Annotated in this window: 14 protein-coding genes and 2 pseudogenes; 13 read left to right on the top strand and 3 right to left on the bottom strand. The window is 42.6% G+C overall.

Annotated features, from left to right (window positions below; all coding sequences use genetic code 11):
• The first annotated feature begins 69 nt into the window (after nt 1-69).
• The 10 genes and pseudogenes from IEY34_RS28080 to IEY34_RS28040 all read left to right on the top strand — a co-directional run bounded on the left by IEY34_RS28080 (nt 70) and on the right by IEY34_RS28040 (nt 6571).
• Nucleotides 70-1224 carry an efflux RND transporter periplasmic adaptor subunit gene (locus IEY34_RS28080; protein WP_189018334.1) on the top strand — a complete coding sequence of 385 codons (1155 nt, stop codon included), beginning with the start codon at nt 70-72 and terminating at the stop codon, nt 1222-1224.
• Nucleotides 1208-1891, top strand: coding sequence for an ABC transporter ATP-binding protein (locus IEY34_RS28075; protein ID WP_189018331.1), 684 nt, complete (start codon nt 1208-1210; stop codon nt 1889-1891). The genes IEY34_RS28080 and IEY34_RS28075 overlap by 17 nt, the downstream gene beginning before the upstream one ends.
• On the top strand, nt 1888-3102 hold the full coding sequence (locus IEY34_RS28070) for an ABC transporter permease (RefSeq protein ID WP_189018328.1): 1215 nt from the start codon (nt 1888-1890) through the stop codon (nt 3100-3102). Before IEY34_RS28075 ends, IEY34_RS28070 begins: the two co-directional genes overlap by 4 nt.
• A 32-nt stretch (nt 3103-3134) precedes the next feature.
• Nucleotides 3135-3260 (top strand): annotated as a pseudogene (locus IEY34_RS37945) (FAD-dependent oxidoreductase); the annotation flags it as partial.
• Nucleotides 3260-3507 (top strand): annotated as a pseudogene (locus tag IEY34_RS28060) (glutamate synthase); the annotation flags it as partial. The pseudogenes IEY34_RS37945 and IEY34_RS28060, both read left to right, overlap by 1 nt.
• Nucleotides 3508-3753: 246 nt before the next feature.
• Nucleotides 3754-3945 carry a response regulator gene (locus IEY34_RS28055; protein WP_189018325.1) on the top strand — a complete coding sequence of 64 codons (192 nt, stop codon included), beginning with the start codon at nt 3754-3756 and terminating at the stop codon, nt 3943-3945.
• A gap of 294 nt (nt 3946-4239) precedes the next feature.
• A complete protein-coding gene (sppA, locus tag IEY34_RS28050) occupies nt 4240-5205 on the top strand; it encodes a signal peptide peptidase SppA (protein WP_189018322.1) in 966 nt (321 codons plus the stop codon).
• Between the two features lie 17 nt (nt 5206-5222).
• Nucleotides 5223-5687, top strand: coding sequence for an RDD family protein (locus IEY34_RS28045; protein ID WP_189018319.1), 465 nt, complete (start codon nt 5223-5225; stop codon nt 5685-5687).
• Between the two features lie 110 nt (nt 5688-5797).
• The gene (locus IEY34_RS37395; protein WP_268240192.1) at nt 5798-5932 is read left to right on the top strand and encodes a hypothetical protein; all 135 of its coding nucleotides are present in this window, start codon (nt 5798-5800) and stop codon (nt 5930-5932) included.
• A 174-nt stretch (nt 5933-6106) separates the two neighbouring features.
• Nucleotides 6107-6571, top strand: a complete 465-nt coding sequence (locus IEY34_RS28040; RefSeq protein WP_189018316.1) for a hypothetical protein — start codon at nt 6107-6109, stop codon at nt 6569-6571.
• 211 nt (nt 6572-6782) lie between these two features.
• Here the strand turns inward: IEY34_RS28040 and IEY34_RS28035 are convergent, their stop codons facing one another.
• On the bottom strand, nt 6783-8450 hold the full coding sequence (locus IEY34_RS28035; protein ID WP_189018313.1) for an O-antigen ligase family protein: 1668 nt from the start codon (nt 8448-8450) through the stop codon (nt 6783-6785).
• Between the two features lie 162 nt (nt 8451-8612).
• Here IEY34_RS28035 and IEY34_RS28030 point away from each other — a divergent pair, with 162 nt between their 5' ends.
• The gene (locus IEY34_RS28030) at nt 8613-11501 is read left to right on the top strand and encodes an S-layer homology domain-containing protein (protein WP_189018310.1); all 2889 of its coding nucleotides are present in this window, start codon (nt 8613-8615) and stop codon (nt 11499-11501) included.
• 157 nt (nt 11502-11658) lie between these two features.
• On the opposite strand, the gene IEY34_RS28025 is transcribed toward IEY34_RS28030, so the two are convergent.
• A complete protein-coding gene (locus IEY34_RS28025) occupies nt 11659-12348 on the bottom strand; it encodes a response regulator (protein WP_189018307.1) in 690 nt (229 codons plus the stop codon).
• Nucleotides 12349-12480: 132 nt separating this feature from the next.
• The gene (locus IEY34_RS28020; RefSeq protein ID WP_189018304.1) at nt 12481-13683 is read right to left on the bottom strand and encodes a sensor histidine kinase; all 1203 of its coding nucleotides are present in this window, start codon (nt 13681-13683) and stop codon (nt 12481-12483) included.
• Between the two features lie 111 nt (nt 13684-13794).
• Here IEY34_RS28020 and IEY34_RS28015 point away from each other — a divergent pair, with 111 nt between their 5' ends.
• On the top strand, nt 13795-14730 hold the full coding sequence (locus IEY34_RS28015; protein WP_189018302.1) for an ABC transporter ATP-binding protein: 936 nt from the start codon (nt 13795-13797) through the stop codon (nt 14728-14730).
• Nucleotides 14714-15658 (top strand): ABC transporter permease, encoded by a 945-nt coding sequence (locus tag IEY34_RS28010; protein ID WP_229757888.1) that lies wholly within the window; start codon nt 14714-14716, stop codon nt 15656-15658. The genes IEY34_RS28015 and IEY34_RS28010 overlap by 17 nt, the downstream gene beginning before the upstream one ends.
• The last annotated feature ends 59 nt before the right edge of the window (nt 15659-15717 follow it).

Raw genomic sequence — 15717 nt, 5'->3', positions numbered from 1 at the left:
CTGATTACGCAAGCACTGATTATGAGGCTGGGCAGTCTATATAATAATGATAACCTTGAGGGGATATAGATGAAACAAAAATTAATTCTAACTATAGGCATACTAACTATAGCTGCAATTATTTCAATTAATGTTGTTTCAAGTAAAAAGAAATCCTATTTATCAAATTCACCTTCTGTAAAGATTATACATGTGAAAAAGGAACGGATCTCCGATACTTTAATAGCTTCAGGTGTCATAGTTCAGAGAGAAGAAGAAAAAAAATATTATGATGAAACGAAAGGGCAAATCACACATTGGTATGTATTTGAAGGACAACAAATATTGAAAGGCACAGCACTATTTCAATATGATGGTGAAGATTTAAAAAAACAAAAAAAACAACTTGAAATCACTGGATCACGGTTAGTTCTTCAGATGGAACAAACTAATAAAAAGATTAAATATTTGAATACTCAATTTAAGGAAAGTGTAAAAGATTCCACTAGCTTGGATGAAACTATTAGTAAAGTAGCAGAGCAAAAAGACGATTTAGAGAGGGAATTAAAGCTATCAGAGCTGGAAATACAACAAAATGACATAGAAAAAGATTTATTAGACAAAAAATTAGATCAATTAGTGGTAAAAAGCACGATTTCAGGGATAGTTAAGAAAATTACTATTCCAAAAGCTGGGCAATCCGAGTTAAATCAACAACCTTGTATAAATATAGTCTCTGGTACATTTCAAGTACGAGGAAGCATCTCCGAATTTGATTCCGTTTACGTTAAAGCGGGTCAGCAAGTCTTAGTGAAACCAAAAGTATTATCAAATCAGGTGTGGAAAGGCGTTATTAAATATATTGAATTGGCTTCAATAACTAACAACTCGACAACTGCTTTAGACAAGGGTAGTCCCGTTACCTCATATCCCTTTGTTGTTGAGTTAATAGATACACAAGATGGGCTCCAGGATGGTTATCATGTTGCACTGGAAATCCACATAAAGGAAAAAGAGGGCGTACTGACAATACCAAATGATGCGGTTCTAATCCAAGATCAAAAAGAAATTGTCTACATAGTTGAAAATGGAAAACTGTATAAGAAAAATATAGAGACAGGCTTTACAAATGATTTGATTAAAGAAGTTACGGCCGGGGTTCGCGAAGGTGATGTTGTTGTTCGTAATCCACTTCCTGGGTGGAAGGACGGAATGGATGTGCTGACAGATGATACAACTGATTGATGTACATAAGAGTTACCAACTTCATTCAACTGAAGTGCCTGTTCTGAAGGAGATTACACTTACGATTGATAAGGGAGAGTTTGTGTCCATTATGGGTCCGTCGGGTTCCGGAAAATCAACACTCATGAATATAATAGGTCTTCTCGATAAGATAACCTCTGGTATATATAAATTAAACAGACAAGATGTATCGTTCTCTGATGATTTTGAACTTGCCTCGTTTCGAAAGCGTTACATCGGATTTGTATTTCAACAATTTCAACTTCTTCCAAGATTGAATGCGCTCGCTAATGTTGAACTTCCTCTTATTTATGCCGGAGAAAAGAAAAGAACTCGTTTAGAAAAGGCACACGCTGCTTTAGAAAAGGTTGGGTTAGCCGAGAGAAAATCCCATTATCCTAATCAACTGTCTGGTGGACAAAAGCAGCGCGTTGCCATTGCTCGTGCGATTGTTCATCAACCCGAGGTAATTCTTGCAGACGAACCAACTGGCTCTCTTGATTCCAAGACAGGAGAACAAATAATGGAACTATTAACTTTACTTAATAAAGAAGGAAAAACGATTGTACTTATAACTCACGAGAAGGAAGTCGCTAGCCGAGCCTTCCGACAAATTTATTTAAGAGATGGAGAAGTAGTCGAAGACCGGAGGAACACTACAATATGAACCTTGTTGAATGCACAAGGATGGCGTTATCTTCGTTGTACGCACACAAGTTGAGATCGCTTCTTACGATGCTAGGTATCGTCATCGGTGTTTCCTCTATTATTGCTATTGTAGCCATTGGAAAAGGAGGGGAGGCAGTTCTGAAATCTAAGTTCTCTGGGTCAGGAAACAATACTGTAGAAATACTTTATCGCATGAAAAATATTGACGATGGTTTGGAACAAATAAGCTTGGAGACTCAATCCTATTTCTCTAGCAGCGATATTTCCGAACTCCTAAAAGTACCAGATATCAGTAGAGTCATTACCTCCAATTCATCAACTGCATCTATTTACTATTACAAACAAAAAGTGAACTCTCAACTCATTGGAATTAGTGATGGTTACTATGATGTTAATCCTATAGAAATTATAGAGGGCAGGGCCATTACTAGCAAGGAAATTGAACAGGGTCGAAAGGTTGCATTGATCAGCGAAGATCTGGGTGCAAAAATAAATAAAGAGAGGCATGTTGTTGGAGAGTTTATAGAAATGGAAGGAACATCTTTTAAGATTATCGGTGTTTATAAGGATGCTAAGAAAGGTCTGTTTAATATTGATTTTAAGAAGGTAATGGTTCCTCTGACGATTTGGCCTTCACTTTATGGTACTGACGATATCCAGTCATTAATTATTCAATCAACTAATGTGAATAATTTGAGGCAAGTTGGAGAACATGCTGTGGATTTACTAAATATGAAATACAAGAGGCTTAATAGCAATGATGGTGAATACTATATTCTAAATCTAGAACAGATCCAACAGTCTATCTCCACAATCACCAATATCATGACAGGAATCATTGCTGGTATTGCAGCCATCTCTTTAATCGTTGGAGGTATTGGCGTCATGAATATTATGCTTGTATCCGTGACTGAAAGAACAAGAGAAATTGGTATCCGGAAAGCCCTTGGAGCTACAAGAAAGAATATTCTAACCCAATTTCTCATTGAATCCATAACACTTACTACTCTTGGAGGAAGTCTTGGGATCTTAATAGGAGTAGCGGGCGCTTATAGCGTAGCCCTTTTTAGTAAATTTCCTCCGCTCATTTCGTGGCAAGTTATTGTTGGCGGCGTATTATTTTCCATGTTCATAGGCATTTTATTTGGGATGATCCCCGCAAACAAAGCTTCAAAATCAGAACCAATCGAGTCTCTTAGATATGAGTGAAATTATGTCTATATCACGCCTAGGTAGCCTGGAAAAAGGTTGTTGTCGTCGGCTCGGGTCCATCCGGACTCGCAGCCGCCGCCCAGCTGAATAAAGCGGGGCACTGGGTTACCGTCTATGAACGAGCTGACCGTGTCGGTGGGCTATTAATGTACGGCAGCTGGTGCTGATCGCGATGGGCTTCACAGGACTGGAGAACACGGTGCTGGATCAGCTCGGAGTCGCCAAAGACGAGCGTTCCAATGCGATGGCGGAGTATGGCAAGTTCGCCACGCGTGGAGGGTGTCTTCGCAGCAGGTGATATGCGCCCGTGGGCAAATCCTTGTTGTGTGGGCTATTAATGAGGGGCGTGCAGCCGCTCGTGAGGTTGACTGGTATTTGATGGGATCTTCGAATTTACCATAGGCTTTGTTTGAGAAACTGCTTGCAAGTAGAGATTCTACTTGCAAGCAGTTTTTTTATCACAGTGTTTAATGAAGCAAGCTGATGGGCAGTGGAAAATAGCCGATAGTATTCACTTGAATTTATGCAATACGATGTGGGACATAAGTCCACATTTGTCATACCGCCGCTATTAATCTTCTTACTGAGCAGTATTGAGCAGTTTTCTATTGATCAGACATAGCCATTTCAAGATTAGAGATTCTTATTGTGGAAGATGATCCAATATGGCTCAAGTGCATCTCTGATTATTTAGAGAGAGAGACTGATATGAAGGGAGGTTACAGAGCTTCTAGTAAGGTAGAAGCCATTCAGATATGCAGAGAAGTATGTCCTGATGTCGTTCTAATGGATATCCATCTTTCTGATGGAAAGCTTGAAGGTATTGATGCTGATTATTAATTCATTTGCCGCGGGAGCAATGAGCTATGTGGCAAAAAGTGATTATAAAAAATTGCTAAGCGTAATCAGAGCTGCGATGTGCGAGATAACACCAATCCAAACCTTGATGAGTGTGCGCAGTTCTAAGGAAGCTATTGAGAAGGTCAAGAGTAGAAGGTTTTTTGAATAAGTTACCTTTTTAGTTCAATTGGTACTATAAAATTTGGAACTACTGGATTTAATAAGGTGAAAGTATACTGTAGTAAAGTTTATTTGAAGGCACGTAATGAATGTGCAGTTCACAGGAGGAGTTTTATGGGTAAGAGGGGTTGGGCTTTGATAATTGTAGGTGCTCTGCTAATAATTATGGTTCTTATTCTGGTTTTTAAAACAAAAGATTGGAATGAAGCGGTTAGTACTGAAAAGAACAAATGGCAAGAAGAAGTTATCTCAGGCAAGGGGAAGAATAAGCTTGTTCAATTAGATGTGGAGGGTGTTATTGCTGGGAAGCCTAGTTTTTCCAGCAGCTTCAGTACTGTCGCTTTTCTCTCCCAATTAGATCAAGTTAGCAAAGATCCCAACGTAAAGGCACTGGTAATAAGAGTTGATAGTCCTGGAGGCGAAGTGGTTGCATCGGATGAAATTCACCAGCGCATAGAGCATGTGAAGAAGGCTGGGAAAACCGTAGTTATCAGCATGGGAGCCGTAGCCGCTTCAGGAGGATATTATATATCCGCCCCAGCGGATTATATTTTTGCCAATCGCTCAACGCTTACAGGAAGTCTTGGCGTTATCTTCGCGCTGCCTAATTATGAGAAAACTGCAGAGCTGCTCGGGTATAAGCAAAACACTATCAAAAGCGGCGAATTTAAGGACATTGGAAATCCTCTTCGTGAGTTAACATCAAAGGAAAAGGATATCTTTCAATCTCTGGTAAATGAGAGCTACCAACAATTCGTATCGGTTATTGAAAAAGGCCGCAAATTATCTCGTGATGAGGTTTTGAAAGTGGCAGATGGGCGAGTATATTCGGGTCAACAAGCTAAAACATTGGGGCTTATTGATGAATTTGGTACATTGGACGATGCGAGGGAGTATGCGAAGCAAACGTTAGGATTGAAAGATGTGAAAGTTATTAAGTATTCGCAGAAGTTATCTTTGTTCTCCGTGTTGGACGGGCTTAGCCAAAAGATGAAGTCTCCTGCAGCACAGGTGATGGAGCATGTATTGCCGACTGCATCTACTGCCGGACCCCGTTTGTTATATTTATTTCAACCATAATAAGAGGAGGAAGTAATATGGAACACAACATAGAAGTAAACCAAAGTAAGGGTGGAAGTGTGAGTTCAGAAATTAGGACTAATACGGAGCTGCAGTATGCGGGCTTTTGGATTCGTTTTGTGGCGGTTTTACTAGATGGGATTGCAATACAGGCTGTCTTTGTACTCCTTAGCTTTATTGTGAATATAAGTCCGTTCAAGCCAAACTTGGGCATGTCTGTACTGCAGTATGCGATAAGCTGGTCTTATTCTGTAATCTTGACAGTTCTTCTTGGTCAAACACTCGGGAAGATGATTATGGGAATTCGCGTCATACGTAAAGATGGGTTACCTAATACGTGGGGTTCCATCTTGTTGCGAGAAATTATAGGGAAGATCGTTTCTACGATTATTCTGTGTATCGGTTACATCATGGCTGGAATTGATTCGGAAAAACGCGGTCTACACGATCGTATGGCTGGCACGCGTGTTGTAAAGAAGTAGGACAAGTATAGAGGATGATTGATGATGGAGCATGATGTCTTTAGACACTGCTCCTTTTTTACAAGAATGGGTTACAATTACTAATTGGTCAATCCATAAAAGGGGACAAGGTGGCTGATCTTGGAGATATACCAGATGCCTTCTATCATGTTGCTGCCCTGGAGGTACCTGAGAATGAAAAGGAAACGCAACAAACATTGAAGAAGATTGATTTATTCCCTTATCAGTTAAGTCTTTCTACGTGATGAAGAGTTTATAACGCAAGCAAGGGGTATAGAAGATTGATTACAAGTAAGCCGGTCAGCTGGTTTGCCTCATTAGAATAGTTAAACGTGAACATTTCCCGAACTTCATGTACAATAAGATGAAGAAGCAGTCAAGGTTAAGGTTGCAAGATGTACGGGGATGGAGGAAAGCACATGAAGAAAGAAGATCTCATTACGTCAGCAGAACTGCACGCTCTGCTAGCTGAGAATGGGGAGTACCCAGAGGGGTTAGAGTTCCATGAACCGATCGGGGCACAGCATCTGAATTCTTTGCAAAAAGCCATCGTGCTTCTTTCCAAGCAAGTAGAGGTACTTCAGTCGCAGCTTCATGAGCAGTTTGAACTTCAGAACAGACAGCAGGAGCAGTTGCTTAGGCAATTCAGGCATCAACTTGAAAACAAGCTTCATGAGGATTTAGTTCGGACGATTGTTGTCCAGCAGCAGTCTGCGATTCAAGAAGAAACAATGGAGGTAGACGAGTCCTCCGAACTAGCGCCGGAAGCAACTGAATCCAAGACACAAGCGGATGAGGACATGCAGGCGCCTTACTCCAGAATGAGAACCTACAGCAAAATTCGAAAACGGAGAAAAGGCTTCCTGGAGAAGCTCTTTGAGTAGCTTAACTGGAAAACCTCCAGTTCGATGTGCCGTTTCTTCACTAGCAAGACTAACTAGAGGAAAAGCTCCTGTTAATTCTGCCGTTTCTCGCTTAAAACGAGAGAAAGGGCTGAATTATAGGAGCTTTTCCTTTTAAGTGGGCACTATTCTTTGTTTGCGGCACAATTAGCTGGAGGAAATCCTGATAGCATGGATGGGGGGTTGCACCTTTTTATCGAACTGTCCATTTAGCATATTCGTCTCGTATGTCTGCACGAAAAGGGAATTGCTGCTGCAGTATTCTTAATCGCTCTACGGCATTAACCTTGTTACCTATGACATAATCAATTTGCGTTTGCAAGAAAAGCAGATGAGGATCCTTGGGATTTATCGCTAAAGCTTGATTAGCCTCCATCTCTGCTCGTTTGATATCTGTCGTTGAGCTTTTATTTGCGAGGTAGCGGATTAGATATAGGCTGGCTAGTTTGTCATGCTGATCTGCCGGGAAGAGCGCATAGTTGCTGCTTTGCTCAAGCAAGAGGATAGCTTCTTTGCTGTTTTTTTGAGCAGCGTAGCGTTGATCGGCTTTAATAAGTAACGACTCTGCAATCCCCAAACGAATACTGACAAATGAAGCCGTAATAAAGATAAGGACTACAGATAGCCGTACAGAAAGATGACTCGTTAATCTTGGTGTACGATCTGTTGTTTCGAGCGGTTGTGAAATGGCTGTCCATTGTCCGAGAAGCACCCAAAGACAGAAGAGCAGCGGATAGCTGAAGGTGAAATCAACTGTACTATGAATCAAAAGCCCGCAGCTTGCGAGTAAACAACCCAAAATCCAAGCTTTGTCTGAACTTGTCACAAATTTGTATTGGGTGATAGCTTGTCTGAAGGTTAGAAATATGAGAAGAACGATCATCAGCACACCGATTAGTCCTACGTCAATCCAGGTTTCTAACCAGAAATTATGTAAATATCTCACGGAATAAGCGGCAGTCTGAAACTGATATTGCAAAATGTTCCAAGATCCTCCTCCGTAGCCGACAAAGGGGGAGCCTGTGATGATTCGCCAGGCATCCCGGTAGTATCCAAGACGTGCTTCCCACTCAGAAGCATGAGGGCTGATAGAGGTGAACCTATTCAACCATGTAAGATTACGGCTAATGGCTAATGCACAAATCAGTGTGATAAGTGGTATGGCAAAAAGGTAGAGTGATCTTAGTTGCATTTTATGTAACCATGGTTGCAGCGAGTTTTTTTTCAGTATGAAGAGTTGTATCGGAATTAGAATGAGGGCAATTAAGAAGACTGTGCGGGAGCCTGTCAGTAATATGCCAATGAGCAAGATGGCTGAAATCCAGTAATCCATTTTGTTCTTGCTAATTGCAGTTAAGGAGATTTGCATGATCAGTGCTGTGAGTAACAAAGCCCCCCATGAGTTGGCATATTCTAGCGTTCCTTCAAAACGCCCCTCGCGAAACTGCTTTAACAGCCCACCAATCAACACCCATCCAGCACTTACATAAATCAATAAACGCATGAGCAATACTCGGTAGCTGTGTGTTAGTTGAGCTCCGAGAATAAGAAATGGGATGGCTAAAGCTAGTTTCCCACTAGCTGAGATCGCATTTTGCGGATTAATGGCATAAAAAGTACTTAGGACATACCAACCAACTAGACAAACTGCTACATAGAAGTAGGGGTGAGAAGGTAACCTGCCCATGATAAGTGCAGCACTTGCACCTAAATATAGAAGCACGCCAATTAACCAATACTCTGGCTTAAAAAGCAGTCCGTGCTGTAAGAAAGCTATGACCATGAATAAACTTAACAGATAGAAAGAGAGTCTAGCATTTCGATTAGTTGATAGGTTTTTTTGCTGTTTTTGCAGAGGCATGCTGAATGTTAGTCACTCCATATTTAAATTTAGTCAAAACTTAATGTTTTGTTCTTATGAATTTCGTATAAATCTAGGATTTGATCATTGTCGAATAATGTCATTTCTTATATGATAATGAAGATAATTATAGAGAATGGAAATGCAAGGGGAGGAATTGTATTGTTAACGAAACAAGAAAGTTTTGCAAGATTTGTAAGTCGTTTTTCAGCTGTATTGGTTTTGTTCTTAATGCTGAATGTATGTAGTCCATTAATTGCATCTGCAGCCAGCATTTTTAGTTTTCAGTTTCTGCCTGCGTCGGGTGAAGTTTACGGATATATTTATTCCGATAAACCAACCTTGTCAGTGAGTGTGAATGATGAGACTTATGGGACGAGATCGGTTGTTCAGAATTTAAGACCTACATCCCAAGATTGGCAAGGGCTATTTTATTATAACTTGGACGGGATAACCAATAATGGACTTAAAAATCTTATGCCTGTTACAGCAACAGTCTATGAGAACTCGATTCCCCTGTACTCCACTTTAAATAATGTAATCGGGAATGTCTATACATATGAAAAAAGTACTGTGCCTTCTCCTCCAACGGGACTGCATGCCACGATTAGTCATGGCCAGTGGTTAGTTTCTTGGGATTCAGAGAATTCCCCTTTTCAGAAATCAATAAGAGCCTATTGGGGAACATCGGGTAATTACGGTGAATCTTGGATACGTAGCAGCCAAAAGGAACTTTCTTTATCTTATGTATTTGGTGCTGGTCCTATTGAATATCAATTCAGTTCCATTGATGTAATGGGCAATGAGTCTGCAAAGAGTGAAAAAGTAACTTTAGAAACTGCCGCTCATCCTGACGGGTATCACTATCAAGGGAATTTACATTTTAAAGGGATGACTTCGGACGGCACCAAAATTATTGTAAAAGATAAAGAGAATAATATCATTCAAAGCTTGGTCTTCCATGACAAAACTATCTCAGGGCAATCCCAACTGGGGAGATACTCTATTGAGGGTTACAGATGGGGAAATAGCGATTTTCCTGGGTATGATAGTCTTGTTTATCAATTTGACTTACCAAATACTGATTATACGATTGAAATAATTAATTCAGAGGGAGATTCATATGTTCCCAAAACTGATGTTTGGAATTCTGCAGCTTATCTGGATTATGAAGGGAAATTCGCTACCGTAAATTTAGAAACTATCTCAATGGCGAGTAATTTTCAAACCAATCCAACGTTGCAATTTAGTAACAAAGAATCAGGTCATTGGCTAGAGCCAAAAGAAGATATTGTTGTGTTTACACCAACGAAAAGATCGAAAGTTATTTCTGTATACTTTCCATACGATAGCTGGCCAATTTATGGCATAGGTGAACATAACACGACAACTGTTCAAGCTGACAAACTATCTATTTCAGACTTTCAACTAGAGAAAAAATCGAATGGTTCATATTTGGGGATTTCTAAATGGTCGGAATCAACGGCGCGGAAAGGCCTTGTTTCCTTTGAACTAGAATATCCTCTTGAGGCAAACCAACAGTACGTTCTAAGGATGTCTCCTACAAGTGGAAAGAATGAGATTAGATTGCCAGTATGGAGTGGTTCCAAATTTAGTGCAGGTGTTGCTACCTCCAACGTTGCTCTAACCTATTTTGAAAGTTATGAATCTATTGTTCACCAATTATATGAAGAAGTACGAACTGTTAATTTAAAAGCTCCAAGTGTTCCAAACACGATACCAACACCTGTTATTATGGGAGGAGGCGGAGGAGGCTTCATCTCCAGCGACCACGAATCTACCAATAACGGTGTGAAAATGAAAGAAAACGCATCAACAGTCAAAAAAGAATCAGGAGCAGACGGCAAAGAAATTTCCCGAGTTCTGCTGAAAGCAGATTCCTTTAGCAAAGCAATTGACGCACTTAAAGCAACGGATAAAGACAGCAAAACACTCACTTTAGAGATTAAAGATGCAGCTAACGGAGCTAAGATTGATATACCGGCATCCTCTATGAAAGAGGCTATAGCCGATAAATCAAAGATCATTCTTAATATTCAATCAGATGTGGGAAATTATAATGTGCCTGTGAGCATTTTCAAAGATTTGGCGAGCAAGTTGAATAAAGATCTGAATGATGTGACCATAACGATCTCCGTGACGAAGGCTTCCGAGAAATCATATGAAGCACTTCAACAAGCCAACCCATCAATTAAGACACTTTTGGCGAATCCCATTGAGTTTACGATTACAGCCCAAACGGCATCCGGCTCGAAGTCGGAGGTCAATGATTTCAACGGAACGTATGTAGAAAGAAAGATTATTGTTCCGAATACGTTAGATACGAATACGACAACGGTTGTTTCCTATGATCCGGAAACAGGTAAAATGGTCTTTATTCCTGCTACGATCACTCAGGTAAATGGTAAATCAGAGATTACTTTTAAATCGTCACACAACAGTATTTACACAGTCGTGGAACTGAAGAAATCGTTCGACGATGTCAAAGAACACTGGGCTAAAAGTGACATTGAGTTGTTGGCTTCAAAATTCGTTGTTCAGGGTACTGGCGAATCCACTTTTGGACCAGAACAACAGGTAACCCGTGCTCAGTTCGCCTCTATGCTTGTAAGTGCATTAGGATTATCTCCGGATGCGAGCAGTGCGAAGTTCAAGGATGTAAACGCAACGGATTGGTTTGCAGGTGCTGTTGGCACCGCAGCCAAAGTTGGATTGGTTGAGGGTACTGAGGGTGGACTGTTTGAGGCAGACAAAGATATCTCCAGAGAGCAAATGGCGATCATGATCGCCCGCGCTATCAAACTGGCCGGTAAAGAAACGAAATCCATCAATGAAGAAGATAAATTGGCTCGTTTTGGCGATGGTTCTGCCATTAGTGAATGGGCTAAAAAGGCTGTTGCTCAGACAATTGATGCTAATATTGTTAATGGACTGACGGAGCAAACATTTGCTCCACAAGCGAATGCGACAAGAGCACAAGCGACTGTGATGATGAAAAGATTTTTACAATATGTTCAATTTATCAACTAATTGAATTTGTAGATACAACAGAAAAAAGACTTTGGCGTAATTGGCCAAAGTCTTTTTCTGTTCCCTTCCCAAATCTGCGCTGTGGGATCTCCATCATGATGGAGGATTCGATGCGCTGAGAAATAAGGCGGCTTATGTAGCTTGCTTAGCTAGCCAGCTACAGCATCCCTTCCTCATGCGCCTTCTTCGAAGCCTGGACACGGTCGCGAACATCCATTTTGGAGTAGATGCTGGAGATGTAGTTCTTCACGGTGCCTTCGGAAAGAAATAGCTTCTCAGCAATTTCTTTGTTGTTCAGGCCGTCGGCGATGCAATGAAGCACTTGAACTTCGCGCTCGCTAAGTCCATAGGCATCGATGCGAGCAGGCTCTTCGGCGACGGGCTTCTGACCAGCGTCAGATGTAGTTGATTCGGCAGCGCCTCGGGCTTGCTGCACAAGCATTTTGGCGATATCCTGCGGAATGAGGGTACCGCCTTGATGCACCCATTTGATGCCGGCTGCAAGATCTTTGGGATGAATGGCTTTGAGCAAATAGCCTTCGGCCCCGGCCCCCAGCGCGTCAACGACATAGCTGATTTCTTGGAAGGTGGTCAAGATAATGACGCGAATATCAGGCCAGGTGGCTTTGATTTGCCGGGTAGCCTCGACGCCGTCCATGACAGGCATGTGGATGTCCATCAGCACGACGTTAGGCTGCTGCTCTTCGCATTGCTTGAGAGCGACGCGGCCGTTCTCTGCCAGACCTACGACTTGAATATCCGGATCCATGTCGAGTACGATATGCAGGCTTTCTCTAATTAAATCCTGATCATCGACCAGGAGCAGTTTGAGTGGGGTGGTGTTCATGGCAGACGCCTCCTAAGCGTTTATCGCCAGCTAGCTGGCATGATGGTTACAGCTGGGTATTCAGGCTGGGTATTTCAGACTAGAATGGCAGCAGCCTCATTGTACCACGCGGACACAGGGGTCGTGAAATGTCTATAGAGAAGACAATTGTTTGGCAGGAATAGAGCAAAGAACGATAGTGCCTTGACTTAAAGAGGAGCTGACTTGCAGTAATCCTTGTACGGCAGTTATACGTTCCTGCATAGCATTGATGCCGAAGCCAACTTTCAGGTGATCGGTGCCGACACCATCGTCTTCGATCCGAATTTGGACTTGATCAACGGTGTAGGACAGTGCGATTTCGACGGAGGCGGCTCGGCCATGCCGCTTGGCATTGGTCAGCGACTCCTGCAAGCAGCGAATAAGCGTCAGTTTGGTTTGCTTAGGAATGTCGTATTCGTCGCCGCTTGTTGTGAATTTGATCTGGGTCCCGGTATGGAGGGCGAATTCGTTAGCGAGTCTCGTCAATTGTTGGGAGAGCTGCAGATCTCCCTCTTTGGGGACCATTTGATGAATGCTTCGGCGTACTTCTTCAAGCCCGTTGCGGGTTACGCCCCTTAGAACATCCAGTTTTGCTTTGGCTTTGTCCGGCGCAGCTTCGATCAGATAGGAGACGGCGTCCATCCCCATAATCACGGAGGTGAAGGTGTGTCCAACGGTGTCGTGCAGTTCCCTGGCCATCCGATTGCGCTCCTCCAGAAGCGTTAGCTGTTCAATTTGGTTGGCGTACTGTTCAAGCGCATTATTTTGCTCATGGATCAAAAGGTATTGACGTTGGTTTTCGGCTAAAAGCTTTTCGGTTTTCTCGTTCGAGGTCACGACGCGCTGCAAGCTAAGTCCAATGGAAAAAAATAGGATCGCATTTAAAATAATGCTGAATAATTGCCCAATCCCCATTCCATTGTGTAGGATGAAATAGTAGGCTGCTGGCATGGCGACTATGAAGACCGGAGCGGTCCACCATGCATTTTTTCGATCAGTGAGGAATCCAATGACCATTAATGGGCAATTAATAGTAAGATAAGCATCCACTTGCATCCAGGATAAATAGATTTGTAGTGGAATGCCTGTTAGCAGCACTGCAATGGGATAGCAAGTTGAGTTGATATAATTGGGTCTCCAGAATAAAAACGGAACGCCATAGGAGAGGAGAATCGCTAATATTGTTTGGATGGTGGTAATGGGTGCGTGTTCACTCATATGCAGAAGCGCATACAACAAGCCAAGCAGCACAGATCCGGTTAAAACGATAAATAAGGACCATTCGACACCGTGCCACGGTCTTCTTTGGATCATAAAAGGACTCCTTTGCACAAGATCATATGAGATCATTGTACATAAAATTTGCAGAAAACCATAGTGAATGCAGTCATATGACTTATTCACAGCAGGAGAGGAGAGAGTGAAATGGCCGTTACAACAGACGCTGGAGCGCCGATTGTTCAGATCGAGCGCATTACGAAGCGTATCGGTTCCAAAACGATTATTGATCAACTCAGTTTTGAGGTTCCACGCGGCGAGGTTTTTGGCTTCCTGGGCCCCAATGGGGCGGGGAAAACAACAACAATTCGGATGATGGTCGGGCTGATGTCCATTACTGAGGGGGATATTCGGATTGGGGGATATTCGATTCGAACCCATTTTGAACAAGCGATTCGTCATGTTGGCGCGATTGTAGAGAACCCGGAAATGTATAAGTTTATGAGTGGCTATCACAATTTGGTCCATTATGCGAGAATGTTCCCCGGCATCGGGCAGGAGCGAATTCAAGAAGTCATTGACCTGGTCGGAATGGAAAATCGCATTCATGACAAAGTGAAAACCTACTCGCTGGGCATGCGTCAGAGATTAGGGATTGCGCAAGCGCTATTGCATAAGCCGGAGGTGCTCATTTTGGACGAGCCCACGAATGGATTAGATCCGGCAGGGATTCGGGAGTTGCGGGATCATTTGCGACAGCTTACTCGGGAGGAAGGGATATCAGTTATCGTGTCCAGTCATTTGCTCGCGGAGATGGAGCTGATGTGCGACCGAGTTGCCATTATTCAGAACGGGAAGCTCGTGGATGTCAGGTTGATCAAAGATTTCGCGCAGGCGGATGGCAGACAGCAGGTGGCCTTTGAGCTGGATGCGATCGATCAGGCGATTAAATTGGCAGCAAGTCATGATTTGAGAAACGAAGTTCAGGGGAATGTCCTTATTCTGACGCTGGACAAGCAAGAAACAGCAGTTTGGAACAAGCGATTTGTAGAAGCTGGTCTGAATGTTTACAGTATACGGGCTGCGACGAAATCGCTGGAAGATCAATTCTTAGAAATGACGGGAAGTGACCCGATTGTTTAATTTAATTCAAAATGAGCAAATGAAAATCTATCGCCGGCTGCGCACATGGATTCTTGGCGGGCTGTTGATTGCGATTGTTGTGATGGCTTCCATATTTTCGCATCCGAATAGCGATACATCCGATAAATGGAAAGTAAGAGCTGCTGAAACCATTGAACATAATACGAGGGAATTGCAGAATCCGGATCTGCCGGACAAAATAAAGCAGGACTTGAAAGAAGAATTGGCTGAGCAGCAATACAGGTTGGATCATAATTATCAACCGCTCGAAAATACGCTTTGGGGCGGTGTTCTAGGGACTTCAGGGCTCATCATGCTGGTAACGTTGTTCACCGTTATTATTGCGGGCGATATGGTAGCGGGGGAATTTACATGGGGGACCATCAAGCTTCTGCTAATCAGACCAGCGAGTCGAGCCAAGATTCTCTTATCCAAATATGTGACTACCTTGTTATTCGCGGCTACGCTCTTAGTCGTGCTTTTTCTAAGTTCGCTTATTGCAAATGGATTTCTCTACGGCTTTCAAAGTCTCAGTCTCCCGCATCTGACGGTGAATGCTGCTGGTCAGGTGCAAGAGAAAAGCATGCTTGTGTTTGTGTTTGCGACGTATGCCCTGAAATTGATTGAGCTTGTGATGATTGTCACCTTGGCTTTTATGATTTCCACGGTATTTCGCAGTGCATCGCTCGCTATTGGGCTTAGCATTTTCATTATGTTTGCGGGTCAGATCATAACGCTGCTGTTGATGAGATATAGCTGGGGCAAATATTTCTTATTTGCCAACACGGACTTAACGCCATATTTGGCTGGGCAACCGATGGCTGAGGGCATGACGCTGGGCTTCTCGATTACGGTATTGCTCTTCCACTTCGTGTTGTTTAACGTGCTTTCTTGGGAAATATTTCGGCGGCGCGATGTCGCGGCTTAAAGGATAGGTAAGAAGAACCACAACAAAACCCCTCCCACCCGAAACTTAGGTTGAAGGGG

This window comes from Paenibacillus marchantiophytorum, assembly GCF_014640555.1.
GTDB lineage: Bacteria > Bacillota > Bacilli > Paenibacillales > NBRC-103111 > Paenibacillus_E > Paenibacillus_E marchantiophytorum.
This window is presented reverse-complemented; position numbering and strand designations above follow the sequence as displayed.